This window comes from Mesorhizobium sp. CAU 1732, assembly GCF_039888675.1.
Lineage (GTDB): Bacteria > Pseudomonadota > Alphaproteobacteria > Rhizobiales > Rhizobiaceae > Aerobium.
Genome location: NZ_JBDQQR010000001.1, coordinates 3,247,854 through 3,271,622, shown reverse-complemented (window position 1 = coordinate 3,271,622; position 23,769 = coordinate 3,247,854). Strand labels below are relative to the sequence as shown.

Genomic DNA, 23,769 nt, shown 5'->3' with positions numbered 1-23,769 from the left:
TCATGACGACCGCGCGCAAAGCCATCGAAAATCTCTCCGTCGAAGAGGCCGCCGAAGAACTGGCGGCCCTGGCCGCCGAGATCGCGGAGCACGACAGACGCTATCACGGCGACGACGCGCCGACGATCAGCGACGCCGACTACGACGCGTTGCGGCTGCGCAATGCGGCGATCGAGGCGGCGTTTCCCGAACTCGTCCGCTCGGATTCGCCGTCGACGGCGGTCGGCGCGGCACCGTCCGGTGCATTCGGGCAGGTGGTGCATGCCAAGCCGATGCTGTCGCTCGACAACGTCTTCTCAGACGAGGACGTGGTCGATTTCGTCAATTCGGTTCGCCGCTTTCTCGCATGGTCGGGCGATCAGGAGCTTCCGATCACCGCCGAGCCCAAGATCGACGGGCTGTCGATGTCCCTGCGCTATGAAAACCGCGAACTGGTGACGGCCGCGACGCGCGGCGACGGAACCACCGGCGAGAACGTGACGGCCAACATCCGCACGATTTCCGATATCCCGCAGACACTGCCTAAGGACGCGCCGGATGTCGTCGAAGTGCGCGGCGAGGTCTATATGCGGCGCGACGATTTCATGGCGCTTAATGAGCGCATGGCGGCGGAAACCGGCCGGGTCTTTGCCAATCCGCGCAATTTCGCGGCCGGCAGCCTGCGGCAGAAGGACCCCGAAAACACGCGCGCGCGGCCGCTGAAATTCTTCGCCTACGCCTGGGGCGAGACCAGCGAACCACTGGCGCAGACGCAGTTCGAGGCGGTGCAGCGCCTCGGTGCGTGGGGCTTTCCGATCAACGATCACATGGCGATATGCCGGTCCGTGGAGGACCTGCTGACGCGCTATCGCGCCATCGAGGCCGAGCGGGCAAGCCTGCCTTATGACATTGACGGCGTGGTCTACAAGGTCGACAGCCTGGCGTTGCAGGAGCGGCTGGGTTTCCGGTCCCGCAGCCCGCGCTGGGCGACGGCCCACAAGTTTCCCGCCGAAAAGGCGACCACGGTGCTGCGCGCGATCGAGATCCAGGTCGGCCGCACCGGCGCACTCACGCCCGTCGCCCGGCTCGAACCCGTTACCGTCGGCGGCGTGGTCGTCACCAACGCGACGCTGCACAACGAGGATTACATCAACGGTATCGGCAACAGCGGCCAGCGCATCCGGCCCGAGGAGCACGACATCCGCGTCGGTGACACGGTCACGATCCAGCGGGCCGGCGACGTTATTCCGCAGATTTTGGATGTGGTGCTGGAGAAGCGGCCCAGGGACGCCGAAAAATACGTCTTCCCCGATCACTGCCCCGCATGCGGCAGCCATGCCGTGCGTGAAGAAGGCGAGGTGGTGCGCCGCTGTACCGGTGGCCTGATCTGCCCCGCGCAGGCGGTGGAGCGCATCCGCCATTTCGTTTCGCGCAACGCGTTCGACATCGAAGGGCTCGGCGAGAAGCAGATCGAGTTCTTCTTCAATCACGAAGACCCCTCGCTGCAAATCCGTTCGCCGGCCGATATCTTCACGCTCAAGGCGCGGCAGGACGGGTCTCTCACGAAGCTGGAAAACATCGACGGTTTCGGCGCCGTCTCGGTCAAGAAGCTCTATGCGGCGATCGACGAGCGCCGTCAGGTCAGCCTCTCGCGGTTTCTCTTTGCTCTCGGTATCCGTCACATCGGCGAAACCAACGCGAAGCGGATCGCGCGGCATTATCTCTCGTTCGACGCCTTGCGCACTGGGGCGAGCGCGGCCGTCATGCCTGAAGGCAAGGGCGATCCCGGCAACGCCGAATGGCAGGAACTGGTCGGCATCAACGGCATCGGCAGCGTCGTTGCGGAAGCGCTCGCGGAGTTCTTCGCCGAGGAGCACAACCAACAGGCCGTGGACGCGCTGCTGGCTGCGGGCGTGTCGGCGATCGACGAGGAACCGGTGGGCGACGTGTCGTCGCCCGTGGCGGGCAAGACCGTGGTTTTCACCGGCGGGCTCGAGCGCATGTCCCGCGACGAGGCGAAGGCCATGGCCGAGCGGCTCGGCGCCAAGGTGGCGGGCTCGGTGTCGAAGAAGACGGATCTGGTCGTCGCCGGCCCCGGCGCGGGCTCAAAGCTCAAGCAGGCGAGCGAACTCGGCATCGAGGTGATCGACGAGGACGCGTGGTTCGTGCTGGTCGGGCAGTAGAATGCCAAACTCGTGACCTCCGGGCACTCGTCGGTTTCGTGCAGTTGATGCCTGGGGTCAGGCGAATTCATGTGACAGGGCAGTCCCGCTGACCTAAAACGGCGCCAATCGACGCGCTGTCTTCATCCCGAAACCGGGTCCCACTTTCGGGAGACACGCTTTAGCGAGGCCCCATGTCGTCAGCGGAAGTAACCGAGCCGCACAACACTGCGTCCAGCGCGTTTCTCGACGGCATGCGTCGTGGCTTGCCCGTTGTGCTCGCGTCCGCGCCGTTCGGCATTTTGTTCGGTGCGCTGGCGGCGCAGAACGGCTTTTCCATCGGCGAAGCGGTGTTGATGAGCGCGACGGTCTTTGCCGGCGCGAGCCAGATGGTCGGGCTGGAGCTTTTCGGGCAGACGATCGCGCCCTGGCTGATCGTCTTCTCGATCTTCGCGGTGAATTTCCGCCACGTCCTCTATTCGGCGGCGATCGGCCGGCGGGTGCCGCACTGGACACCGTTCCAGCGCGCATTCGGCTTCTTTTTCCTGACCGATCCCCAATTCGCCGAGGGCGAGAAACAGGCGCAGCGCGGCGGATTGAGCTTCGTGTGGTTCATGGGCATGGCGACGCCGATTTACATCTGCTGGGTGATCGAATCGGGTCTCGGCGCGGCCTTCGGAAACCTGATCCCCGATCCGCATGCGCTCGGCCTGGATTTCCTGCTGCCGATCTACTTCCTTGGCCTCGTCATGGATTTCCGCAAGCGTCCGCTCTGGCTGCCGATCGTGGCGATCAGCGCTGTCGTCTCGATCGCCGCCTACTACGTCGTCGGCTCCCCCTGGCACGTTTCCATTGGGGCGGCGGCTGGCGTGCTGTTTGCCGCTGCGTTGACACCGCCCGACGCGCCGGCACCCTTGATCGAGGACGCAGCCGAATGAGCACGACGGTCTGGATCATTCTGGCGGGTGCGGTGGCGACCTATCTGTCGCGTATCGGCGGGCATCTCGTGCTGTCGCGCTTCGAGCGCATCCACCCGCGCGTCGAGGCCGGGCTCAACGCCGTTCCGGCAGCCGTGTTGACGACGCTTGTCGCACCGGCGGCAACGACAGGCGGACCGGCCGAGTGGGCCGCGCTGGTCGTATCCGGTTTGGTCGCTCTGCGCGGCGGCTTGTCCGCGATGTTCATCGCAGGCGCAGTCGTGCTGATCGTCCTGCGCAATATCGGCTGATCGTTTCTAAAGCGGCGCGGTTGCGCGCTCCAGCCAGGCCAGCACCTCTCCATCGACCATCGGGCCGATCTCGGCCAGCACCCATGCGTGATACGCGTCGAGCCAGGCATGCTCTTCCGTGGTCAGCAGATCCGTCAGGATCAGGCGGCGGTCGAAGGGCGCGAGCGTCAGTGTCTCGAAGCCGTGCATGGCGATATCGCCGCCTTCGATCGCTTGAGGCTCCTGGACGACGATGAGGTTTTCCAGCCGGATGCCGTAGGCGCCTTCCTTGTAGTAGCCGGGCTCGTTGGACAGGATCATGCCCGCCAGCAATCTCTCGGACCCGGTCTTGGCGATGCGCTGCGGCCCCTCGTGGACCGACAGGAATGCACCGACACCGTGGCCGGTCCCATGGGCGTAGTCGAGCCCGGCCTTCCAGTGCGCCTGCCGGGCGATCACGTCGATGTCCATGCCGCGCGTGCCGGGCGGAAAGCGCAGCATCGAAATGCCGATCATCCCCTTGAGCACGATCGTATAACGTTCGCACATTTCGTCGGTCGGCTGGCCGATGGGGACGGTGCGGGTGATGTCGGTGGTGCCGTCCTGATACTGGCCCCCCGAATCCACCAGAAACAGTTCACCGTCGCCGAGCTTGCGGTTGGACTTCGTCGTGACGCGGTAGTGGATGATCGCGCCATTGGGACCGGCGCCCGAAATCGTATCGAAGGAGATATCGCGCAACGGCATCTGCGTGTCTTCGCCTGTGCGCGCGCGAAAGCCTTCGAGCGCCTTCACCGCTTCGATCTCGTCCGTGGAGCCCGGCTCGTTGGCATCCAGCCAGTGCAGGAACTTCACGATCGCCGCTCCGTCTCGCCGATGCGCGGCACGGCTTCCGGCCAGTTCCGCCTTGTTCTTGGTGGCGCGGGGGAGGCGGGCGGGATCGGGCAATCCAAGCACCGTGCCGCCATTGTCCTCGACGATCATGCGCAGGCGATCCGCCGAGATGGCAGGATCGATTGCGACCTTCGCGCCGTTGGAGGCGAGGTTTGCCAATTCCTGTTCGAGCGTTGCGGGGTCGCAGATATCCGCAAGCTGCGTCAGGTACGCGTCGGTTTCGATGGTGAGTTTGTCGCGCGACAAGAACAGCTTCGGCAGCGAATCGGCGCAGTGGATGGCGAAGCCCAGCGCAAGCGGCGTGTGCGGCACGTCACGGCCGCGGATGTTGAAGGTCCAGGCGAGCGACGACGGATCGGCCAGAACGGCATGCGTGGCGCCTGCCGAGAGGAGGTTTTCGCCGAGCCGCGCGATCTTGTCGCCGGCAAGCTCGCCGGCAAAGCCTATGGGCTGGATTTCGATCTTTTCTGCCGGCGGTGCGGGCTGATCGCTCCAGATATCGTCGATCAGGTTCGTCGCGACCGGTTCGAGCTTCGCGCCGACCGTCTCAAGCGACAAGCGCAGCGCAGACGCCTCGGCTATCGTATGCAGCCACGGATCATACCCGATCACCGAGCCCCTGGCCGCATTGACGCCAAGCCATTTTGACGGCGGGTTTTCGACCAGGCTTTCGATCGTGAATGTATCGCCGTCGACCTGGTTGCGCGCCTGAAGCGTGTAGCGGCCGTCGACGAAAACGATCGCGCGGCTGCCGAGCACCAGCGCAGCACCCGCCGATCCCGTGAAGCCCGTCAGCCATTGCAGCCGCTCGGCGCGGGCAGGCACATACTCGCCCTGATGTTCGTCCGCGCGCGGCACCAAAAAGCCGTCCAGACCGAGTGCTGCCATACGTTCCCGCAGCCGCGCGACGCGGTCCACGCCCTGTGTCGGATCGGTGAGTGCATCGAAGGACTGGAACATGGCACGTCTCGTCAGTTTGGGTCGATCTGAAGCTCGCGGCGGACCCTAGACGCGCGCCATGGCTGTTGCAACGCGCCAGTCGGGAGAGGGTTTCGTTGTGGGTTCATGTTGCGTCGCACAAAATCTCTTCGCACATGCAAAAACAGATGGCTCCCATGCGCAAACGAGTCTGGTGAAAAAGGTCAGCACTGCTTACCTTTCTGGGTGTGGAGGATTGTTCTTCCAACCGGACAGGAGACGAGAAATGGCACAGAACTCTGTAAAGCGTGGGTTCTTTCGCAACGCGGTCGACGCCCTCGTGGCGGCCCGCCAGAAGCAGGCCAATCGGTACGTCAACGGCGCGCTGCTGATGTTCGACGACGAGACGCTGAAGGCGCACGGATACAACCGTGACGAACTGATGCGACGCGCGAGCGTGAACTATCTGTTCTAAAGCGCGTGGGGGCACGCGACTTCTGAACATCAAAAAGGGCGGTCCCAGTCGGGCCGCCCTTTTTCGTTATGGCTCTGTGCCGTCTATCGCTTCAGATGGATCGTTACCCAGCCTTCGCGGTGCAGCGTGCGCACATGGCGAAAACGCTGGCCGGCATAGGCTGCGATGACGGCGTCGCGCTGCCTGTCTAGGATGCCCGAGAGGATCAGCGAGCCTCCCGGCAGCACATGGCTTGCCATCTTCGGCGCGAGTTTCATCAGCGGTCGCGCCAAAATATTCGCGACGATGAGGTCGAACTGGCCCCACCGCCCGAAGACCGATGCATCGAAGCCGGTCGCGACCGCCGTCTCGATGAGGGCGGACGCGCCGTTGAGGCGCACGTTCTCGGCTGCAACCCTGACCGCGATCGGATCGATGTCGGTCGCCAGAACGGGGATGTGCGACAGCTTGGCGATGGCGATGGCGAGGACGGCGCTGCCGGTGCCGAGATCGAGCGCATTGCGCGGCCTTTCGCGGCGCACGACCTCGTCGATCACCTGAAGGCAGCCGGCCGTCGTGCCGTGATGGCCGGTCCCGAACGCAAGTCCCGCTTCGATCTCGATCGCCAGATCGCCGATGCGTCGCTTGCCGCGATCGTGCGAGCCGTGAACCAGGAACCGGCCCGAGCGCACCGGCTTCAGGCCTTCGAGCGACATCGTCACCCAGTCGAGGTCGTCCAGATCCTCGCGTGCGAGTTCCAGTTCGACAGGGATCGACGCAACCGCGCTGCGTATGCGGTTCTCGACAGCGTCTGCGTCGGTGGTGTCCGCATAGACGCTGATCTCGTCGGTGCCTGCGTCTTCATCGAGCTCGACGATGGCCAAGGCCAATCCGTCATCTTCGAATTCGATTTCCAGGGCCGAGAAGGCTGCGGTCGATGCGGGGCGTGTCGTGATGAAGGAGAGGCGGGTCTGAGGCAAGGCGGCGGTTCCTGGACTGCGCGGCTTTCGGCGCGTGCGTTCCTTGCTCTAACCCGTCGCTCAGCTATCCGCCAGACGCTTCAGCTTGGCGACGGCGTTCTCCGGGTTTTCGCCATAGGCGATCGTGCCGGCGAAGTCGCCCGTGCTGTCGAGAAGCAGGATCGAAGCGGTGTGATCCATCGTGTAGTCGCCGCCTTCGAGGTCAACCTTCTTCCAGTAGATGCCGAAGGACTTCGCCATCGCATGCACCTTCTCAGGCTCGCCCGTGATGCCGGTGATGCGATCAGACACGTTGGACACGTAGTCGCCCATGATCTCCGGCGTGTCGCGCTCCGGATCGACGGTCACGAAATACGTCTTGATGTCCTTGCCCTCGTCGCCGAGCTGTTTCAGCCAGCCATCGAGTTCGAAGAGCGTCGTGGGGCAGACTTCCGGGCAATGCGTGAAGCCGAAGAACACGGCAGTCGGGGAGCCCCGGAACGCCGCCTGCGTGATCTCGTCGCCGCGCTGATCGACCAGCGTGAAAGGCGCGCCGAAGGATCGCGCCGTCTGCTGCGTGCGATACCAGTCGAAGGTCAGCCAGCCGACGCCTGCGGCCATAACGACGAGAATGCCGACGAGTATCGATCGCATCATGTCATGTCACTTTCAGAATTTTGCCTGTCCGGGCGCGCGAGCCGGCTCAGAAACACCATGCCATGCCGGATTCCACCATGGCCATGAAGATGCCGGGCGCATGCTCCATCCATCCGGCGAAGGCGAGGCCGGTCATGGCGGCAAGCGCGGCCACGGCAAGCCCCGCCTTCAGGATCGTTCCGGTCGCTGGAATTCTCGGGTTCATGGGTGGAAGATAGCGCTCGTACGGGTTTCCTGAAAGAGGTCATGTTGACGCTTCTCGGCGGAGAAGGGCACACGACTTGCAAGCTTGGCGGGAAAGTCCCATCTGTGTCGGCGTCATTCCTGCGAGGAGATCGCGATGAAGTTTCGTCTTGCTGCTGCCTCCATGCTTTGCCTGCTGATGGGGGCTGGGTCCGCGTCTGCCCAGGAGGTCGGCGAGGTCGGTGTCGACTGGTTGGGCAACGACATCATCGTCGAGGCCATCAGCGACCCCGAAGTGCAGGGTGTGACGTGCCACGTCTCCTATTTCGAACGCGGCCTCGTCGACAGGCTGCAGAAGGGCAATTGGTTCGAGGACCCCTCCGATTCCTCGATCTCATGTCGCCAGACCGGACCGATCTCGATCGGCGACATCGACCTTTCGAAAGAGGGCGAAGAGGTCTTCAAGCAGGGCATCAGCCTGATCTGGAAGCAGCAGGTCGTGAACCGCATCTACGACAAGGCCAACAACACGCTGATCTACCTGTCGCACAGCAGGCAGGTGCAGGACGGTTCGGCCAAGATGGCGATCTCGACCGTGCCGCTCTACAATCAGGAGGTTTCCTGGGCGAATGGGAAGCCGGAATAGTCCGTGTTGCGGCGGGCGCGGCGTGAGCGTATTCAGCGCGCATGTCCGACGCTCCCGCGACCAACTCCGATCCCCGCATCCACCCGACAGCCGAGCTGAAATCCTGCCGGCTCGGCCGCCACGTCGTGATCGGCGAGCGCGTCATCCTGCGTGAGGTGACGGTCGGCGACTTCTCGTATTTCGAACGTCATGGCGAGGCGATCTACACGTCGATCGGCAAGTTCTGCTCGATCGCGGCCAACACGCGCATCAATGCGCTTGAGCATCCGATGGAGCGCGTCACCACGCACAAGGTGAGCTACCGGCCGAACGAATATTTCAAGTTTCTCGGCGTCGACCAGGCGTTCCGCGGACGCAGGCAGGCGCGTAGCGTGACGATCGGCAACGATGTCTGGATCGGCCATGGCGCGGTGATCCTGCCCGGCGTGACGATCGGGAACGGCGCGGTGGTCGGCGCCAACGCCGTCGTCAGCAAACCGGTCGCGCCTTACGAAATCGTCGCCGGCGTTCCGGCGCGACGGACGCGCATGCGGTTCGCGCCTGAGATCGTCGCGCGGCTGGAAGCGCTGGCGTGGTGGGACTGGCCCACTGAGCGCATCGCGGAAGCGGTGCCCGACATGCAGGCGCTTGCGATCGATGCCTTTCTCGACAAGTGGGAAACGTTGCCGCGAGAATAGATCGTATTTGAATAAAACCTGAAGTATTAATCTGAACTGTTACGGTTAACGATCTATTGATCGGCAAGGTTGACGAAATATTTCTCTTACTGGTTGCAATTTTCCTGCATAGGTAGTCTTCTTGATCTCGGAGATAGACCAAACCGGCGCGGGAACTTCGTCAAGCAATGGGAGAAGTCATATGAAGAAGTTCATCACCGTCGCCGGCGTTGCCGCCGCACTCGCACTTTCCGCAGGCGCCGCACATGCCGGCGGTTGGGGCAACAAGGGCCACAACAACTACTCGAGCGGGCTGATCAACGTCTCGCCGACCGTTCGCACCGGCGATCTCAACGTGCTGAGCGGAATCCTCAACAACTCGCCGATCCTGTCGGGCAACAGCATCCTGTCCGGCAACAACACCGGGATCGGCATCCTGGGTTCGGCAACCGGCCTCCTGAGCAACATCATCAAGGCACCGGCCAAGAACCGCGGCGGTCGTCGATAGCCACGCTGCGGAGGCGGGGGGATCTGCGTCTCCCTGCCTCCTCAAAGCTTCGCGCTGAGCGCGATCTGCGTCGCGAGTTCGGTGTAGCGCAGGTCGAGCGCGGGGATTTCGTTGCGGCTCGCATCGACACGGAAGACGAGCCCCAGATTGCGCGTCAGCTCCCATGATGCCTGGGCGTAGACGCCCCTGATATCCTCCTCATAGTCGAGCGCGATGTAGTCGCGCAACTCGGTGAAGGCTCCGAGCCCGAACTTGAGCGTCGCCGTGGCGTCGTATCCGGCTTCCGCCTCGACGCGCCGTATCCACGCCGCGAGCGGGTCGTCCACGCCCGCCGTCTCGTAGGCGCCTTTCAGCGTGCCACGCAGCGAGAAGCCGTTGCCGAGCGGCATGGCTGCCGCCATCTCGTAGGTGGGACGCCATTGCGAGAAGGGGAGGTTGGTCAACTGGATTGCGTGAACGCCCGCAGCACCTGCGAGCGTTGCGCCATTGCCGAATTCCACGGCCGCTTGCAGCCGGCCGAGATAGTCCAGAAGCGAGATGTCGGACAGGGCATCGGTCTGGCTCGCCCGGAGGTAACCTGCGGCTGCCTGGGCACCATAGCTGAACGGCCCCGTCTTCCGCGTCAGCGTCGCCCCAAACCTGAGACGGTCCCTGTCCGGTTCCAACCGCAAAGGCAGGAGCAAATCATCCTGGAAATTCGTATCCGATGCCTTTTCCCGCGAGGCGGAGCCCTCCAGAACGAGCACGGTGTCCGGCGCGAGCTTGAGGCCGGCCTGAAGTCCGGCTGCCACGATCGCCTTGTCGGTTCGCGTGCCGATCATCATGGGGCCGATCGGAAAGTCGTCGCCTTCACTGACCAGATTGAGCGACAGCGTCCCGCGGAGCTCCACGGTTTCGGATGGGCGCATCGTGGTCAAGGCGGCGATGGCCAGCGCGCGGTCGTCTTCGATCCCGTAGGTGTCGTAGCGGCGAAGCTGGACTTCGGCCGAGATGCGCGTCGCGCCGAGATCGTGCTGGAGCGTTTCTTCCAGAGCGCCGCGCAACTCGGTGTACCAATCCGGCAGTTGGAACGGCCCGTCGAGGGCATTGCTGGTGTGATGGCGCGACAGCGTCGCATTCGCCTTGAACGACGCGGTGGGGTCCTCGGCATGCGCGCCGTATCCGGACAGTGTCAGGACTGTAGCCGCGGCGAAGAGCGTGCGCATACGCATCGCGGCCTCCTGTCTTGCCGGGGTGCCTCTTCCGCCTCGGGGGTGATGAGACGGAAGAGGCCCGGAGGTAGACCTCCCGGTGCGGAAGGTGCGGGCATCATTGCCTGCGAGACGAAGATTACGACATGCTCGCAAAGGTTTATTCAACAGGAAATACAACCAAAGATATGTGGTCGCGTGTGGCCTCGCGGGCGCTCACATATTGTTGAGATGCAGGATGTTGCCGTCGGGGTCCTTGAACCACACGGTCTTCATCTCCCCCGAGACATGGATGTCGCCCGTGCGGTCCATCTCCGGGTAGTGCTCGAAGACCACACCTTTTGCCTTCAGGGTCGCGACGATCGCCTCGACATCGTCGCCGACGCCCCAGACGACCGCATTGGCCCTGTTGGTTCCGGCGGCGTCGGATCGGTAGACATTGAGCTTCGTCCTGCCCGTCCTGAAGGTGAGAACGTGGCCCATGAACTCGCTTTCGAGTTCGAGGCCAAGCGTGTCCCGATAGAAGGTGCGCGCGCGGTCGATGTCGCTGACGGCGACGATGGCGGATGACGAATGATTGCCGAGCATCGGTCTTCTCCTTTTGCGATGTCAGTCTCTCGAGGACGTTTGTGGGCGCGTGGTTCCGACAGGGCGAGGGGCTTTTGCGTTCTGGGTCCGAGATTCCCCGTTACCACGCCCCGTTTCCGGTCTGGTCCTTGTGAAAGGGCGGGAAGCGGGGCGCGAGGCCGTGTCTTCCGAATGATAATTACGTGGTGCGAACCTCGCGCCCCGCCGGTGCTGTCACCATCGGCGAAGCTGGGCCGGACTTGGCATTTGCTCCTCCGACTCCGACCTCCACCGAAGCCCGGATTCAAGGCCAGACGTCTCACTCGTCAGACCACGCTACCCGGACACCGTCACCCTCCCCTGATCCCCGGTGCGCACCAGAGTTCCCGTGAGGGCGATGGGGCGAATATGGCGGCGGCGGTACGGGGCGTGGAGAAAATCGGGGGGATGTTTTTGGGAAGTGGTTGATTGGGTTGGGGGAAAGTTCTGGGAGTGGGGAATTTTCTTCACCTGCTGTGTGTGACCGGGGCGCCCGGTTCTGCACCACCCTGCGACTGCGCCGGCGAGGCATGGATCCCCGGGTCTGCGCAGTCACTTCGTTCCTGCTCCGCCCGAGGATGACGAAGTGGGGTGGGGATGCCTTGGGGATGACGAAGCTGGAGGTTCTGCCTTGAGGATGACGAGGTGGGCGTGGGAACGCTCATCGACAACTGTCACCGCCTCCGAACCTGACATAGCCGCAACCACCCCACCTTCGTCATTCTCGGGCGACTGGAGCGCAGCGGAGGGAGACCCGGGAATCCATGCCTCGCCGGTCGATCACAAGCGCGATGGGCACGAGAACGTAGTCGCATGTGGTTCAGACAAGCACCTTGTTCGGCACCGCCCGTGGCGAGCCGGTGGTCTCCGGCCTTCAGGCAGCCGCGACGAAGCCGTCGAGCACGCGCTTCTGGCCGGCCTTGTCGAAGTCGATGGTCAGCTTGTTGCCTTCGACCGCCTTGACGTTGCCGTTGCCGAATTTCTGGTGAAACACCCGGTCGCCGACCTTGTAGGGGGAGGGGCTGTCCGACACCGACTTCGCGACGAGTTCGCCATCGATGGTGCGGCCCTTCACGCTGGTGCGGCCCGCGCCGTAGCCGGAATCGACCTCGCCGTAACCGATCCGCTCGACCGCGTGGCCGGAGCGAGAGCCCCAGTTGCGGTCGGTCGCCTCGGTGCGGTTCGCTTGCGCGCGCTGCCAGCCCGGCGTCGCGTAGGTGTTGGAGAACGCGCCGCCCCCTTGACCGTTCCCCTGGCTCCCTTGGCCGACATTGTCGAAACGTGACGCGCCATAGGGGTTCTGGCGACCGCCGCCGCGACCGCCGAAGGACGAGCCGTAGCCGCCATAGGTCGAGCCGGTTTCGGCCACCTCGACATGGGCTTCGGGAAGTTCGTCGAGGAAGCGCGACGGGATCGTCGATTGCCACAGGCCGTGGATGCGGCGGTTCGAGGTAAACCAGAGATGCAGGTTCCGCTTGGCGCGCGTAAGACCGACATAGGCCAGCCGTCGCTCTTCCTCCAGTCCGGATCGGCCGCCTTCGTCCAGCGCGCGCTGGTGCGGGAACAGGCCTTCCTCCCAGCCCGGCAGGAAGACCGTGTCGAACTCCAGACCCTTGGCCGAGTGCAGCGTCATGATGTTGACGGCGTCGGTGTCCTCGTTCTTCTCCGCGTCCATCACCAGCGCGACATGCTCGAGGAAGCCGCGCAGCGACTCGTATTCCTCCATGGAGCGGATCAGCTCCTTGAGGTTTTCGAGCCGGCCCGGCGCTTCGGCCGAACGGTCGTTCTTCCACATGTCGGTGTAGCCGGACTCCTCGAGGATGATCTCGGCCAATTCGGTATGTGGCGTGTTGTCGATCAGGCCCTGCCAGCGGGCGAAGTTGGCGGACACCTCGCGCAGTGCCGCGCGTGGCTTTGGCTTCAGCTCGTCGCTTTCGGCAAGCTTGCCGGCCGCTTCCAGCATCGGAATCCGCAGTGCGCGCGACGTGTCGTGCACCTGCCGGACCGCCGCTTCGCCAAGGCCGCGCTTGGGGACGTTGACGATCCGCTCGAAGGCGAGGTCGTCCGCACCCTGCGCGACAACGCGGAAATAGGCCATCGCGTCTCGGATTTCGGCCCGCTCGTAGAAGCGGGGGCCGCCGATGACGCGGTAGTTCAGGCCGAGCGTGACGAAGCGGTCTTCGAACTCGCGCATCTGGAACGAGGCGCGCACGAGGATCGCCATGTCGTTGAGGTTGTGACGCCTGCCGTTCGCGTCCGGGCGCTGCAGTGCCTCGATCTCCTCGCCGACCGCGCGGGCTTCCTCCTCGGAGTCCCACGCCGCATGGACGATCACCTTGGGATCGTCGGGGTTGGGATTGTCGGTGAAGAGCGTCTTGCCCAGCCGGCCTTCATTGTGCGCGATCAGATGCGCCGCCGCGCCGAGGATATGGGCGGTCGAGCGGTAGTTGCGCTCGAGACGAATGACGGCCGCGCCGGGAAAATCCTTGTCGAAGCGCAGGATGTTGTCGACCTCCGCCCCGCGCCAGCCATAGATCGACTGGTCGTCGTCACCGACGCAGCAGATGTTGACTTTGTTTTCCTTCTCCCCGTTCACGGGGAGAAGGTGGCCCGAAGGGTCGGATGAGGGGCCGGCATTTTCATCTGCAAGGTCAGCGCTGCCCCTCATCTGCCTGCCGGCATCTTCTCCCCGTGAACGGGGAGAAGGACGCTCTCCCGGCCGCTGAGCCAGAAGCCGCAGCCACATATATTGCGCGGTGTTGGTGTCCTGATACTCGTCCACCAGGATGTATTTGAAGCGCCGGTGGTACTCCTTCAGCACGTCGGGGTGCTGGCGGAAGATGCGGATCGGGTGGCAGAGCAGGTCGCCGAAATCGCAGGCGTTGAGCGTCTGGAGCCGGTCCTGATAGGCCTTGTAGAGCTCGCGGCCCTTGCCGTTGGCAAAGGCGCGGGCGTCGCCCTCGGCGATCTCGGAGGGGCCGAGCCCCTTGTTCTTCCAGCCGTCGATCATCTGCGCGAACTGGCGCGCGGGCCAGCGCTTGTCGTCGAGCCCCTCGGCCTGGATCAACTGCTTGATCAGGCGGATGACGTCGTCGGTGTCGAGGATCGTGAAGCCGGATTTGAGGCCGGCGAGTTCCGCATGGCGGCGCAGGATCTTGACGCCGATCGAGTGGAAGGTGCCGAGCCAAGGCATGCCTTCGACGGCTTCGCCAACGAGCACGCCGATGCGGTGCTTCATCTCGCGCGCGGCCTTGTTGGTGAAGGTCACCGCGAGGATCTGGGACGGAAAGGCGCGGCCCGTCGCGAGGATGTGGGCGATGCGCGTGGTCAGCACGCGCGTCTTACCCGTGCCGGCGCCGGCAAGGACGAGAACAGGACCCTCGGTCGTCTCGACCGCGAGCCGCTGTTCGGGATTGAGGCCCGACAGGTAGTCGGCGGGACGGGGGCCGGAGCGTGCGGCCATGGCGCGCGCGGCAATGCCGCCGCCGGCGCGCGGCTGCGGCTGTGCGTTATCGCCCGACGGGGCGTCCTCGTCGAAGAAGGGGATATCGTCTGGAAATCCGGACATGCCACGGGAATGTAGTGATTCGGGGACGAAAGACCAGCGCCGTCTCCGTTTTGTTCCAGCTCTGCTGCCGGAAAGAGGCTCGAGTGCAACGAAAAAGGGCGGGCCATGGCAGCCCGCCCGTCTTCATCTCATGCGATCAGAAAGCGATCAGGATGCTTCGCGCGCGGCCGTCAGCCACTGGTCGACCTGGTCGCGGTTCTGCTCGATCCACTCGGCCGCATGGGCGGCGATGTCGGCGTTGCTGTTTGCGCCTTCATACATCTTGGCATTCTGCGCGAACACGTCGGCGAGCGGCACGGACGCCGCTTCGAGGAGCGCGCGCACGGCCGGGTTCGCCTCGACGAACTCGGTGTTGACGACAGGCACGATGTCGTTGGCCGGGAAGCCGAGCTTGCAGGGATCGTTCACGCAGCCTTCGACGCCGTCGAGCGTGGCGGCATCCTCGAGACCCTTGGTGCTTTCCGGCAGGTTCACTTCGGGAACCTCGATCCAGACGACATCCTCGCCGGGCTTCAGGACGTTGACGGTCCAGTTCGGCGTCCAGGTGTAGAAGAAGATCGGGTCGCCCTGCTGCTGGGCGGCGACCGCATCGGCCATCGAGGCGGAATAGCCGGCCTTGATCGGGTTCACATGGTCGCGAAGCTCATAGGCGTCGAGGTGATGCTCGATGCCTTCCTCGCAGCCCCAGCCGGGCGGGCAGGCGACGAGATCGGCCTTGCCGTCGCCATCGCGGTCGAACGCTTCCTTGACTTCGTCGCGCTTGAAATCTTCCAGCGAGGTGATGTTCAGCTCATCGGCGGCCGCCTTGCTGATCAGGTAGCCTTCGAGCGCGCCGCCCTCGGCGACCATGCCGACCTTTTCGGCGCCGGCACTGAACGCGTCCTCATAGGTGTTGTGCAGCGGGAACCAGCCATCGACCCAGAGGTGCACGTCGCCCTGCGCGACGGACTGGTAGAAGATCGGGTTGTCGAGCGCGACCGGGTCGGAAACCGAATAGCCGAGCTCTTCCAGCATCTGCTTGTAGATCTGGGTGTAGAAGTAGCCGGTATCCCAGGTGGGCTGCGCCATCTGGATGGTCACGCCTTCACCGGGCTGAGCGTCCTGCGCATGGGCAAGGCTCAGCGGTGCCAGGCACAATGCGGCGGCGGCAACGCCGAGCGATAGTCTCTTGCGGATCGTGGAAGCAGGCATTCTGCATCTCCCTTGTTCAGTGTTTTTTCGTCCATCCAACCGGTATCGGCCGGACGGTTCGGACCGCGGCGCGGACGCCGCGGCAACTCCAGGGCGGGTCAGGCCGTACGCGCAGTTTCGCTGGCTTCGGCGGGCTTGCCTGCCCTGAAATACGACTTGAAGGTGTCGAGAAGCGACGGCGCCTTCACGTCCTTGCGCTCGGCAAAGGACTGGGTGATGCGATCGAGGATGATCGCGAGGAGAACGATGCCGATGCCGCCTTCGGCCGCCGTGCCGACATCGAGGCGCCCAAGGCCGGTGTTGACCGCAAGGCCAAGGCCGCCGGCGCCGATCAGCGCCGCGATCACCGCCATGGACAGCGCCATCATCAAGGTCTGGTTGAGGCCGGCCATGATCGTGCGCAGGGCCAGCGGAAACTGCACCTCCCACAAGACCTGACGCGGCGTCGAGCCGAAGGCGTAGGCGGCTTCCACCAGGTCCGAGCGCACGCCGCGAATGCCGAGATTGGTCAGGCGCGTGACCGGCGGCAGAGCGAAGATGATCGTCGCTATGACGCCCGGCACCGTGCCGACGCCGAACAGCATGACGATCGGCACCAGATACACGAAGGGCGGGATCGTCTGCATGATATCGAGAACCGGCCGCAGCACGGCGAGGAACCGGTCGCTGCGCGCGGCGAGGATGCCCAGCGGAATGCCGAACAGGGCGCAGAAGAAGACCGCGGTGCTGATCATCGCCAGCGTGGTCATGGTCTGCGACCAGATGCCGATCAGGTCGAGGAACACCAGCGCCAGAAGCGTGAAGATCGCGACGCCCTTGCCCGCCGTGCGCAAGGCGATCAGCGTGAGAACGGCGGTGAACCCGAGCATGGGAATCATGTTCAGGAACGTGTTGAGGCTGTCGAGCACCCAGGCGACCGGAACGCGGATCGTCTGGAACACCGGCCGGAAGTTCGGCACGAGCCAGTCCTTCACCGCGGAATCGACCCAGCCGCCGAACGGGATTTCGAAAAGGTCGGACGGTCTCATGGCGCTGCCCTCCGTGTCCCCTCAGAAACGGTGTCGCTTCCCGTGAGCTGAGCGAATACCGCGTGCGGTTCCACCACGCCGACAAGCTTGCCGGCATCGTCCACGACGGCGACGGGCATGCCCTCGCTCGCCGGGATGTAGATGTCGTGCAGATGCACGTCGCGCCTGATGGTGTGGATGTCGCGCACCAATACGCTGTCGAGCGTGCCGCCGCTGCGCGCTGCGGCGGTCAGGCCGCGATAGGTGACGAGGCCGGCAATGCCGCCAGTCGCATCGGTGACGAAAAGCGCGTCGCGATCAAGCTCTTCCATGCGTGTCAGGGCGAGGGCGACGCTCGTGGCGGATGCGTCGAGGGTTTGCGGATCGCTCATCACGCTGTCGATATCGAAGACGCGCGAACGGTCGATGTCCTGCGTGAACGCGGCGACGTAGTCGTCGGCCGGCTTGTCGACGATTTCTTCGGCCGTGCCGACCTGCACGAACCGGCCGTCCTTCATGATCGCGATCTGGTCGCCCAGAATGAGCGCCTCGTTGAGATCGTGCGTGATGAAGATGATGGTCTTCTTCAGCGAGCGCTGCAGTTCGAGAAGCTCTTCCTGCATGTCGCGGCGGATCAGCGGATCGAGCGCCGAGAAAGGCTCGTCCATAAGCAGGATTTCAGGCTCCGCCGCCAATCCCCGGGCGAGGCCGACGCGCTGCTGCATGCCGCCGGAGAGTTCGTCCGGATAGCTGTCGGCATAGGCTTCGAGCCCGACCTGTGCCAGCGAGCGGAGCGCCTTCTCGCGACGTTCATCGGGGCCGACGCCCTTCACCTTGAGACCATAGGCGACGTTTTCGCCGACGGTTTTGTGGGGGAACAGGGCGAAATGCTGGAACACCATCGCGACCTTGTCGCGACGCACCTGTCGCAAGGCCTCCTTGGAACACGAAGCAACGTCGACGTCGTCGATGAGTATTTGTCCGGAGGTCGGCGAGATAAGGCCGTTGATCATTCGAACAAGCGTGGACTTTCCCGATCCGGATAAACCCATGACGACGAAGATCTGTGCTTCCTCTACATCGAAGCTGATGTCGCGTACCCCGACAGTCTGTCCGGTCTGGGAGAATATCTCCTCCTTGGTCCGACCGGCTTCCAGCAAGCCCATCGCTTCGCTGGGATCGCCTCCGAATATCTTGTAAATATTCCGTACACTTACTTTATGAGACATGGCTACTTTCAAAGCATTGCGGCGCACTCTGTGTGCATCGCAACAATTTTCGTGGCGAAAACAAAACAAGCGCCAACAGCCGTTGTCGGCTCATTGGCGCTTTAATGCCTTCGGCGTCTATGTGATCGCATTGAAGGTACCTACGAAGGGCCGGCATGACAACCCCGTGCCATAAACTAATCATGCCTCGGCCAGAATTCTGTCATAGAATGCTCGACGCGCTTGATGGTTGCAAGCGAATTTCCGCAGCGTTAATCTGGGGGCGGCCCGAGGCGGCCAGCAGTCTGCGCCCTATGGGAATGGCGAACGCCTCGACGACACCTTTCAACCGGTTTCCAGTTCTCCGGCGAAGGCATCCAGTAATGCGGACACTGATGACGCTCTCGCCGTTCGAGAAGGAAACTGATCATGCGAACCCATCTCGACGCAAAGGCGATGGCCAAGGCCATGCGCGAAGCGCTTGCCGGCAAAAAGCTCGACCTGACCCATAGCGAGGCGCTGGAAGTCGTCGCCAAACAGTTCGGGCTGCCGAGCTGGAACGTGCTGTCGGCGAAGATCGAACAGGCGGAGACGCCGCAGGCCGACGCGATCGTCTTCGATCAGGCCATCCCCATCGTGCGCATCTTCGACGTGCCGAAGGCGCATGAATTCTATCTGGGTTTTCTCGGCTTTTCGGTCGATTGGGAACATCGCTTCGGCGACAGCTTTCCGCTCTACACGCAGGTGTCGCGCGGCGGGCTCAAGCTGCATCTGTCCGAACATGCGGGCGACGCCACGCCCGGCGGCAACATGGTCGTGCGCATGACGGGCATCCGGGCGTTCCACGCGGAGCTGATCGCCAGGAACTACCGCTACATGAGGCCGGGTCTCGAGACGCAGGAGTGGGGGCTCGAGGTGACGGTCATCGACCCGTTCAACAACCGCATCCGCTTCATGGAATAGCGCTGGCAAGACCCCGGCATTGCGTGATGTCACGTTTGCCGGGGAACCGTTGTCGCACCGACCTTGTTTTCACTTGCAGTTGACGGACGGCAGGGGGAACAGTCGCCGGATGGATTCGAAGGACATTTCTGACAGCGTCGGCGACGGCTCGGGCGATGAGCCGGGGCATGGCGGCATTGGTTCGACAGCACCGGATGAAAAGGCGTCGTTTTCGCGCAGCACCCATGCAGCCGGCGAACTTGCATCGGCGCTGCGCCATGAGGTGGGCGCTGTCACAAGGCGCGTCGGAACGCGCATTTCGACGGCTGCAAGAGGCATCAGGGCGAGGTGGCGCAGGCAGCCGAGCGCGGCTGTCGCCACGGACGGTGGCTCGGGAGAGCCGCCGACTCACAATCGCAGGAGATGGTTGCGGTATTTCGGTATCGCGGCGATCGGTTCGGTCGTTCTCGGCGCAGGCGTTCTGTGGTGGGCGCTGCGCGATGTCCCATGGCAGGAGATCGCCGCGGGAACGCTCGAGCCGATCGTGGTCCTGGAGAGCTTCGAGGGAGAGCCGATCGTCGCGCAGGGGCCGTACCGGGGTGCCTATGCGACGCTCGATGCGTTTCCGCAGCACCTGATCGACGCCGTCGTCACGATTGAGGACAGGCGGTTCTTCGAGCATAACGGGATCGATTTGCGCGGCATCGCCCGCGCCTTCACGCGCAATCTGTCGGCCGGCGGTGTCGTGCAGGGCGGCAGCACGATCACGCAGCAGCTCGTGAAAATCCTCTATCTGGAGCGCGACCGGACCTACCGGCGCAAGATACAGGAAGCCGCCATCGCGCTCTGGCTCGACGCGCGGCTCGGCAAGAACGAGATCCTGACGCGCTATCTCAACAACATCTATCTCGGCGGCGGCGCGACGGGTGTACCCGCCGCGGCACGCATCTATTTCAACAAGGAGCCGCGCGACCTCGACCTCGCCGAATCCGCTCTGCTCGCCGGCATCATCCGGGCACCATCGCAACTGAGCCCGATTTCCAATCCCGATGGCGCACGGGAGCGGGCAGCGGTGGTGCTGGATACGCTCGTCTCGGCGGGAAAACTGGAGCCTGATGAGGCCGAGGCGGCGAAGGTGCAGTACGCCGAACTCAACCGCGCAATCCCACAGGAGCGGTCGGGAAGCTGGTTCGCGGACTGGGTGATGGACGAGGCGCGCGAGATCGCGGGCCCGTATCGCGGCACGATCAGGGTGCGCACGACGCAGATACCGGCGTTGCAGGACGTGGCGCAGCGCGTTGTTACCGAAGCGATCGCGCGCGAGGGAAAAGCGTCTGGCGTTTCGCAGGCGGCGCTCGTCGCGATGACCCCGGACGGCAGCGTCGTCGCCATGGTCGGCGGCGTCGACTATGCCAAAAGCCAGTTCAACCGCGCCGTCGACGCGCGCCGGCAGCCGGGATCGACGTTCAAGCTTTTCGTGTATTACGCGGCGCTCAAGGCCGGCGTGGATTTGCGCGATATCCTGCCCGACGAACCGATGGACATCGACGGCTGGACGCCCGAGAATTTCGGGGGCCGCTACAATGGACGGGTCTCCGTTGCCGAGGCGTTCGCGCGCTCGCTCAATGCAGCGACGGTGGCGCTGGCGCTGCATGTCGGTCTCGACAAGGTCGCGGAAGCCGCGCGTGAACTCGGCATCGACTCCGATATGGCGGAAACGCCGGCGCTCGCGCTCGGCGCTTCGGAAGTTACCCTGCTCGACCTGACAGGGGCCTATGCATCGGTTCGGCTGGGCATGGCTCCGGTCGAGCCCTGGGGCATCGCGTCCTTCCACGCCAGTGAAAACGACCGCTCCTTCACCGTGGGGACGCCGCGCACGCCGGGCACGGATATCTCGGCCTATCAGGACGACCTGATCGCACTCTTGCAACTCGTCGTGGAGCGCGGCACGGGACAGGCCGCATCGTTCGGCGGCTTTGCGGCGGGCAAGACGGGGACCAGCCAGAACAATCGCGATGCGTGGTTCGTCGGCTTTTCGGAGCCGCTGGTGGTTGGTGTCTGGGTCGGAAACGACGACGATTCGCCGATGAAGGACGTGACCGGCGGAAACCTGCCGGCCACGATCTGGCGCGATTTCATGCGGGCCGCGACTTCGGCGCCGCCGGAGGCGGGTTTCGATGCGAGTGCGAGCCAAAGCGAGGCCGGGGTCGCGTGCAATGTCCGCGCCTGTTCGCGTGCGTACCGGTCGTTTCGAGCCTCGGACTGCACCTACCAGCCCTATAGCGGGTCGAGACAGCTCTGCGAGCGCTAGCAGACGTCTGGCGGCTGCAGCCTCGCGGTCACTCCATCGCCTGGGGACGGACGCGGCCCGTCAGTCGGATGGGTCGTCAGGTCGCGGCGGCGGCTCGAGATCGCCTCTGCGAAGCTTCGCCTCGCGCATGATCCGCCGCGCGTAGATCATCTCGATGGGGATCGGAAGTGCAAGTCTTTCAATGCGATGCAGTTCATTGTTGAGAGTCTTCAACGCGCGCCACAGATCATAGTCACTGCACTCGTCGTCGAAAGCCAAATATCGGGAAAGGCGCGCAACATCGCCCTTGCCACCATCAATCATTCTGTCCTCCGATGCGTGCCCCCGAACGGCTCTGCTTCGGTGAGTCGTACTGGCTGCGATTGTCGGGAGGTGGTCGGCTCGATCAAGGCGAGGGGGCACAGCAAGCTGTGCAAAGACCCTCATGCTTAACGATCACTTAATGCGGGGCGGGGGCAGGATGGCGGTGGGCCGGCTATCCCGTCTTGCGGCGGATTTCGATCGAACGTCCGGCCCGATCAGGCACCGGCAGGGCGGCATGCTGCGCACGCATCGCTTCCATGTTTGCAAGAATGTCCGGCGGGAACGGGCAGACTTTCGGGCCCGTCATATCGACATGGAGGGTCAGGGTTTCGGACGTGGCGGCGAGCCAGCCGTCGGCATGGAACAGTTCCTGGAAGGTCCTGAACCGCTTCTCGTCATGATCCAGCAGTTGGAGGGTGCAGCTTACCGTGTCGCCGAGATGCAGCTCGCGCACGTAGCAGATATGCGTTTCGGCCGTATAGGTCGTGAGCTTGCGCTTCTCCGCATAGGCCGGTCCCATTCCCAGCGCCTCGAACGCCTCGTCGGCACAGCGGTCGAACAGGACGTTGTAGTAGGCCATGTTCATGTGACCATTGTAGTCGATCCACTCCTTCTCGACGTCGAGAGTGCGGGAGACGAAGGGTGCGGGGGCTGGCATTTCGAATTCCTGTAGGCTTGGTCGTGGTCCCGCTGGACAAAGCGGCCACCATTTGCAGACTGCGAATTGAAGACGAAACGGAACCGGCGCACAAGTCCGCCATCCTGAAAAGACGGAGGAACCCATGGCGCTGGCTGACCTGCAGACGGTGGTGCGCAACGATGTCGGTATCGCCGCTGTCCTCGGAATCCTGAAGCAGCGCTTCGGCGATCGCTTCCAGACCGGGCACGCGATTCGCGAACAGCACGCGCATACGACCACCTACATCCCCTCGCAACTGCCGGACGGTGTCGCCTTCGCGCAGTCGACGGCTGACGTGCAGGCGATCGTGCAAGTCTGCGGCGAGCATCGCGTTCCTGTGATCCCGTTCGGGACCGGCACGTCGCTGGAGGGTCACGTCAACGCGCCCGGAGGCGGCATCTCGATCGACATGATGCAGATGGACAAGGTGCTCGCGGTTCATGCCGAAGACCTCGACTGCACCGTCGAGGCCGGCGTCACCCGCGAGGCGCTGAACACGCATCTGCGCGATACGGGCCTGTTCTTCCCGATCGATCCCGGCGCCAATGCCAGCCTCGGCGGCATGACCTCGACGCGGGCATCCGGCACCAATGCGGTGCGCTATGGCACGATGCGCGAGAATGTCCTGTCGCTGAAGGCCGTCATGCCGGACGGGCGCGTGGTGACGACCGCGAAGCGGGCGCGCAAATCGTCCGCCGGCTACGATCTCACCCGCCTGCTGGTCGGGTCGGAGGGCACGCTCGGCGTCATCACCGAAATCACGCTCAAGCTCTACGGCATTCCGCAGGCCATCTCCGGCGGCGTCTGTCCGTTTCCCAGCGTCGAGGCGGCCTGCAATGCCGTCATCATGACGATCCAGATGGGCGTGCCTGTCGCGCGCATCGAACTCATCAACAGCCTCGGCATGCGCGGCATCAACAATTACTCGAAACTCGGCTTTGCCGAGACGCCGTGCCTTTTCGTGGAGTTCCACGGGACCGACGAGGGCGTGCGCGAGCAGGCCGAGACGTTTGGCGAAATCGCCGCCGAGCACGGGGGCGGGCCGTTCTCGTGGACGGAAGTCGCGGAGGAGCGGGCAAAGCTGTGGAAAGCGCGGCATGACGCCTATTGGGCCGGGCTGACGCTGCGGCCGGGATGCACGTCGCTCTCCACCGATGTGTGCGTGCCGATCTCGCGTCTGGCGCAGTGCATCACCGAGACAGAGGAGGACATCGCGCGGGCCGGGCTGATCGCGCCGATCGTCGGCCATGTCGGCGACGGCAATTTCCACGTCCTTGTGCTGATGGACCCGGCGAACGCCCAGGAGATCGAGGCGACGGAAGCGTTCGTAGCCCGGCTCAACATGCGCGCGATCGGCATGGAGGGAACGTGTACCGGCGAGCATGGCGTGGGGCAGGGCAAGATCGCCTTCCTGCCGCACGAGCTCGGGCCGGGCGTCGACTACATGCGGGCGATCAAGACCGCGCTCGACCCGCATGGCATCATGAATCCGGGCAAGGTCCTGCCGAACGCGATCATGTGAGCGTCACCAGCCCGATTGC

22 protein-coding genes are annotated in these 23,769 nt (G+C 64.0%); 10 read left to right on the top strand and 12 right to left on the bottom strand.

Translation table 11 applies throughout. The features are described 5' to 3' along the window. Window positions 1–2: 2 nt before the first annotated feature. The 3 genes from ligA to AAFN55_RS15905 all read left to right on the top strand — a co-directional run bounded on the left by ligA (window position 3) and on the right by AAFN55_RS15905 (window position 3,369). Window positions 3–2,162 carry an NAD-dependent DNA ligase LigA gene (ligA, locus tag AAFN55_RS15915; RefSeq protein WP_347799803.1) on the top strand — a complete coding sequence of 720 codons (2,160 nt, stop codon included), beginning with the start codon at window positions 3–5 and terminating at the stop codon, window positions 2,160–2,162. A gap of 173 nt (window positions 2,163–2,335) precedes the next feature. Continuing rightward, the gene (locus tag AAFN55_RS15910; RefSeq protein WP_347799802.1) at window positions 2,336–3,079 is read left to right on the top strand and encodes an AzlC family ABC transporter permease; all 744 of its coding nucleotides are present in this window, start codon (window positions 2,336–2,338) and stop codon (window positions 3,077–3,079) included. After that, window positions 3,076–3,369: an AzlD family protein gene (locus tag AAFN55_RS15905; protein ID WP_347799801.1), complete on the top strand. Its 294-nt coding sequence runs from the start codon at window positions 3,076–3,078 to the stop codon at window positions 3,367–3,369. Before AAFN55_RS15910 ends, AAFN55_RS15905 begins: the two co-directional genes overlap by 4 nt. 6 nt (window positions 3,370–3,375) lie before the next feature. Here AAFN55_RS15905 and AAFN55_RS15900 read toward each other — a convergent pair whose 3' ends face one another. Further along, window positions 3,376–5,202 carry an aminopeptidase P family protein gene (locus AAFN55_RS15900; protein WP_347799800.1) on the bottom strand — a complete coding sequence of 609 codons (1,827 nt, stop codon included), beginning with the start codon at window positions 5,200–5,202 and terminating at the stop codon, window positions 3,376–3,378. 244 nt (window positions 5,203–5,446) lie between these two features. Between AAFN55_RS15900 and AAFN55_RS15895 the strand changes: the two genes are divergently transcribed. Beyond that, entirely contained in the window at window positions 5,447–5,635 is a 189-nt protein-coding gene (locus tag AAFN55_RS15895; RefSeq protein WP_347799799.1) for a hypothetical protein, read from the top strand. 83 nt (window positions 5,636–5,718) lie between these two features. On the opposite strand, the gene AAFN55_RS15890 is transcribed toward AAFN55_RS15895, so the two are convergent. The 3 genes from AAFN55_RS15890 to AAFN55_RS15880 are packed head-to-tail and all read right to left on the bottom strand — an operon-like array spanning window position 5,719 to window position 7,435. Continuing rightward, window positions 5,719–6,594, bottom strand: coding sequence for a 50S ribosomal protein L11 methyltransferase (locus tag AAFN55_RS15890; RefSeq protein WP_347799798.1), 876 nt, complete (start codon window positions 6,592–6,594; stop codon window positions 5,719–5,721). A gap of 60 nt (window positions 6,595–6,654) precedes the next feature. Continuing rightward, entirely contained in the window at window positions 6,655–7,230 is a 576-nt protein-coding gene (locus tag AAFN55_RS15885; protein WP_347799797.1) for an SCO family protein, read from the bottom strand. Window positions 7,231–7,276: 46 nt separating this feature from the next. Then, window positions 7,277–7,435: a hypothetical protein gene (locus AAFN55_RS15880; protein WP_347799796.1), complete on the bottom strand. Its 159-nt coding sequence runs from the start codon at window positions 7,433–7,435 to the stop codon at window positions 7,277–7,279. 135 nt (window positions 7,436–7,570) lie between these two features. Here AAFN55_RS15880 and AAFN55_RS15875 point away from each other — a divergent pair, with 135 nt between their 5' ends. The 3 genes from AAFN55_RS15875 (at window position 7,571) to AAFN55_RS15865 (ending at window position 9,223) form a co-directional block, all read left to right on the top strand. Then, window positions 7,571–8,059, top strand: a complete 489-nt coding sequence (locus AAFN55_RS15875) for a CreA family protein (RefSeq protein WP_347799795.1) — start codon at window positions 7,571–7,573, stop codon at window positions 8,057–8,059. Window positions 8,060–8,100: 41 nt separating this feature from the next. Further along, window positions 8,101–8,736 carry a DapH/DapD/GlmU-related protein gene (locus AAFN55_RS15870; RefSeq protein ID WP_347799794.1) on the top strand — a complete coding sequence of 212 codons (636 nt, stop codon included), beginning with the start codon at window positions 8,101–8,103 and terminating at the stop codon, window positions 8,734–8,736. Between the two features lie 181 nt (window positions 8,737–8,917). Next, window positions 8,918–9,223, top strand: a complete 306-nt coding sequence (locus AAFN55_RS15865) for a hypothetical protein (RefSeq protein WP_347799793.1) — start codon at window positions 8,918–8,920, stop codon at window positions 9,221–9,223. 41 nt (window positions 9,224–9,264) lie between these two features. Here AAFN55_RS15865 and AAFN55_RS15860 read toward each other — a convergent pair whose 3' ends face one another. From AAFN55_RS15860 to AAFN55_RS15835, 6 genes are all read right to left on the bottom strand, one after another. Continuing rightward, on the bottom strand, window positions 9,265–10,434 hold the full coding sequence (locus AAFN55_RS15860; RefSeq protein WP_347799792.1) for a hypothetical protein: 1,170 nt from the start codon (window positions 10,432–10,434) through the stop codon (window positions 9,265–9,267). Between the two features lie 195 nt (window positions 10,435–10,629). Continuing rightward, window positions 10,630–11,001, bottom strand: coding sequence for a VOC family protein (locus tag AAFN55_RS15855; protein ID WP_347799791.1), 372 nt, complete (start codon window positions 10,999–11,001; stop codon window positions 10,630–10,632). An 892-nt stretch (window positions 11,002–11,893) separates the two neighbouring features. Beyond that, entirely contained in the window at window positions 11,894–14,587 is a 2,694-nt protein-coding gene (locus tag AAFN55_RS15850; protein ID WP_347799790.1) for a UvrD-helicase domain-containing protein, read from the bottom strand. 147 nt (window positions 14,588–14,734) lie between these two features. Beyond that, window positions 14,735–15,778: a glycine betaine/L-proline ABC transporter substrate-binding protein ProX gene (gene proX, locus AAFN55_RS15845; RefSeq protein ID WP_347799789.1), complete on the bottom strand. Its 1,044-nt coding sequence runs from the start codon at window positions 15,776–15,778 to the stop codon at window positions 14,735–14,737. 98 nt (window positions 15,779–15,876) lie between these two features. Beyond that, window positions 15,877–16,806 carry a proline/glycine betaine ABC transporter permease gene (locus AAFN55_RS15840; RefSeq protein WP_347799788.1) on the bottom strand — a complete coding sequence of 310 codons (930 nt, stop codon included), beginning with the start codon at window positions 16,804–16,806 and terminating at the stop codon, window positions 15,877–15,879. Beyond that, entirely contained in the window at window positions 16,803–18,014 is a 1,212-nt protein-coding gene (locus AAFN55_RS15835) for a glycine betaine/L-proline ABC transporter ATP-binding protein (protein WP_347799787.1), read from the bottom strand. The genes AAFN55_RS15840 and AAFN55_RS15835 overlap by 4 nt, the downstream gene beginning before the upstream one ends. A gap of 408 nt (window positions 18,015–18,422) precedes the next feature. Between AAFN55_RS15835 and AAFN55_RS15830 the strand changes: the two genes are divergently transcribed. Together AAFN55_RS15830 and AAFN55_RS15825 are read left to right on the top strand one after the other, a co-directional pair. Next, the gene (locus AAFN55_RS15830; RefSeq protein ID WP_347799786.1) at window positions 18,423–18,956 is read left to right on the top strand and encodes a glyoxalase superfamily protein; all 534 of its coding nucleotides are present in this window, start codon (window positions 18,423–18,425) and stop codon (window positions 18,954–18,956) included. Between the two features lie 109 nt (window positions 18,957–19,065). After that, complete coding sequence (locus AAFN55_RS15825; RefSeq protein ID WP_347799785.1) at window positions 19,066–21,246, top strand: PBP1A family penicillin-binding protein; 2,181 nt, start codon at window positions 19,066–19,068, stop codon at window positions 21,244–21,246. A gap of 60 nt (window positions 21,247–21,306) precedes the next feature. Here the strand turns inward: AAFN55_RS15825 and AAFN55_RS15820 are convergent, their stop codons facing one another. Continuing rightward, window positions 21,307–21,549 carry a hypothetical protein gene (locus tag AAFN55_RS15820; protein ID WP_347799784.1) on the bottom strand — a complete coding sequence of 81 codons (243 nt, stop codon included), beginning with the start codon at window positions 21,547–21,549 and terminating at the stop codon, window positions 21,307–21,309. A 172-nt stretch (window positions 21,550–21,721) separates the two neighbouring features. Beyond that, window positions 21,722–22,207 carry a thioesterase family protein gene (locus AAFN55_RS15815; RefSeq protein ID WP_347799783.1) on the bottom strand — a complete coding sequence of 162 codons (486 nt, stop codon included), beginning with the start codon at window positions 22,205–22,207 and terminating at the stop codon, window positions 21,722–21,724. A gap of 124 nt (window positions 22,208–22,331) precedes the next feature. Between AAFN55_RS15815 and AAFN55_RS15810 the strand changes: the two genes are divergently transcribed. Beyond that, on the top strand, window positions 22,332–23,750 hold the full coding sequence (locus AAFN55_RS15810) for an FAD-linked oxidase C-terminal domain-containing protein (RefSeq protein ID WP_347799782.1): 1,419 nt from the start codon (window positions 22,332–22,334) through the stop codon (window positions 23,748–23,750). Window positions 23,751–23,769 lie beyond the last annotated feature (19 nt).

What these genes read in the sequence shown, in the direction of transcription:
- AAFN55_RS15815 (WP_347799783.1), bottom strand. Translation starts at nt 22,207, where the DNA reads ATGCCAGCCCCCGCACCCTTCGTCTCCCGCACTCTCGACGTCGAGAAG.
- AAFN55_RS15905 (WP_347799801.1), top strand. Translation starts at nt 3,076, where the DNA reads ATGAGCACGACGGTCTGGATCATTCTGGCGGGTGCGGTGGCGACCTAT.
- AAFN55_RS15860 (WP_347799792.1), bottom strand. Translation starts at nt 10,434, where the DNA reads ATGCGTATGCGCACGCTCTTCGCCGCGGCTACAGTCCTGACACTGTCC.
- ligA (WP_347799803.1), top strand. Translation starts at nt 3, where the DNA reads ATGACGACCGCGCGCAAAGCCATCGAAAATCTCTCCGTCGAAGAGGCC.
- AAFN55_RS15835 (WP_347799787.1), bottom strand. Translation starts at nt 18,014, where the DNA reads ATGTCTCATAAAGTAAGTGTACGGAATATTTACAAGATATTCGGAGGC.
- AAFN55_RS15855 (WP_347799791.1), bottom strand. Translation starts at nt 11,001, where the DNA reads ATGCTCGGCAATCATTCGTCATCCGCCATCGTCGCCGTCAGCGACATC.
- AAFN55_RS15825 (WP_347799785.1), top strand. Translation starts at nt 19,066, where the DNA reads ATGGATTCGAAGGACATTTCTGACAGCGTCGGCGACGGCTCGGGCGAT.
- AAFN55_RS15910 (WP_347799802.1), top strand. Translation starts at nt 2,336, where the DNA reads ATGTCGTCAGCGGAAGTAACCGAGCCGCACAACACTGCGTCCAGCGCG.
- AAFN55_RS15870 (WP_347799794.1), top strand. Translation starts at nt 8,101, where the DNA reads ATGTCCGACGCTCCCGCGACCAACTCCGATCCCCGCATCCACCCGACA.
- AAFN55_RS15840 (WP_347799788.1), bottom strand. Translation starts at nt 16,806, where the DNA reads ATGAGACCGTCCGACCTTTTCGAAATCCCGTTCGGCGGCTGGGTCGAT.
- AAFN55_RS15830 (WP_347799786.1), top strand. Translation starts at nt 18,423, where the DNA reads ATGCGAACCCATCTCGACGCAAAGGCGATGGCCAAGGCCATGCGCGAA.
- AAFN55_RS15880 (WP_347799796.1), bottom strand. Translation starts at nt 7,435, where the DNA reads ATGAACCCGAGAATTCCAGCGACCGGAACGATCCTGAAGGCGGGGCTT.
- AAFN55_RS15875 (WP_347799795.1), top strand. Translation starts at nt 7,571, where the DNA reads ATGAAGTTTCGTCTTGCTGCTGCCTCCATGCTTTGCCTGCTGATGGGG.
- AAFN55_RS15810 (WP_347799782.1), top strand. Translation starts at nt 22,332, where the DNA reads ATGGCGCTGGCTGACCTGCAGACGGTGGTGCGCAACGATGTCGGTATC.
- AAFN55_RS15900 (WP_347799800.1), bottom strand. Translation starts at nt 5,202, where the DNA reads ATGTTCCAGTCCTTCGATGCACTCACCGATCCGACACAGGGCGTGGAC.
- AAFN55_RS15820 (WP_347799784.1), bottom strand. Translation starts at nt 21,549, where the DNA reads ATGATTGATGGTGGCAAGGGCGATGTTGCGCGCCTTTCCCGATATTTG.
- AAFN55_RS15895 (WP_347799799.1), top strand. Translation starts at nt 5,447, where the DNA reads ATGGCACAGAACTCTGTAAAGCGTGGGTTCTTTCGCAACGCGGTCGAC.
- AAFN55_RS15850 (WP_347799790.1), bottom strand. Translation starts at nt 14,587, where the DNA reads ATGTCCGGATTTCCAGACGATATCCCCTTCTTCGACGAGGACGCCCCG.
- AAFN55_RS15865 (WP_347799793.1), top strand. Translation starts at nt 8,918, where the DNA reads ATGAAGAAGTTCATCACCGTCGCCGGCGTTGCCGCCGCACTCGCACTT.
- AAFN55_RS15885 (WP_347799797.1), bottom strand. Translation starts at nt 7,230, where the DNA reads ATGATGCGATCGATACTCGTCGGCATTCTCGTCGTTATGGCCGCAGGC.
- proX (WP_347799789.1), bottom strand. Translation starts at nt 15,778, where the DNA reads ATGCCTGCTTCCACGATCCGCAAGAGACTATCGCTCGGCGTTGCCGCC.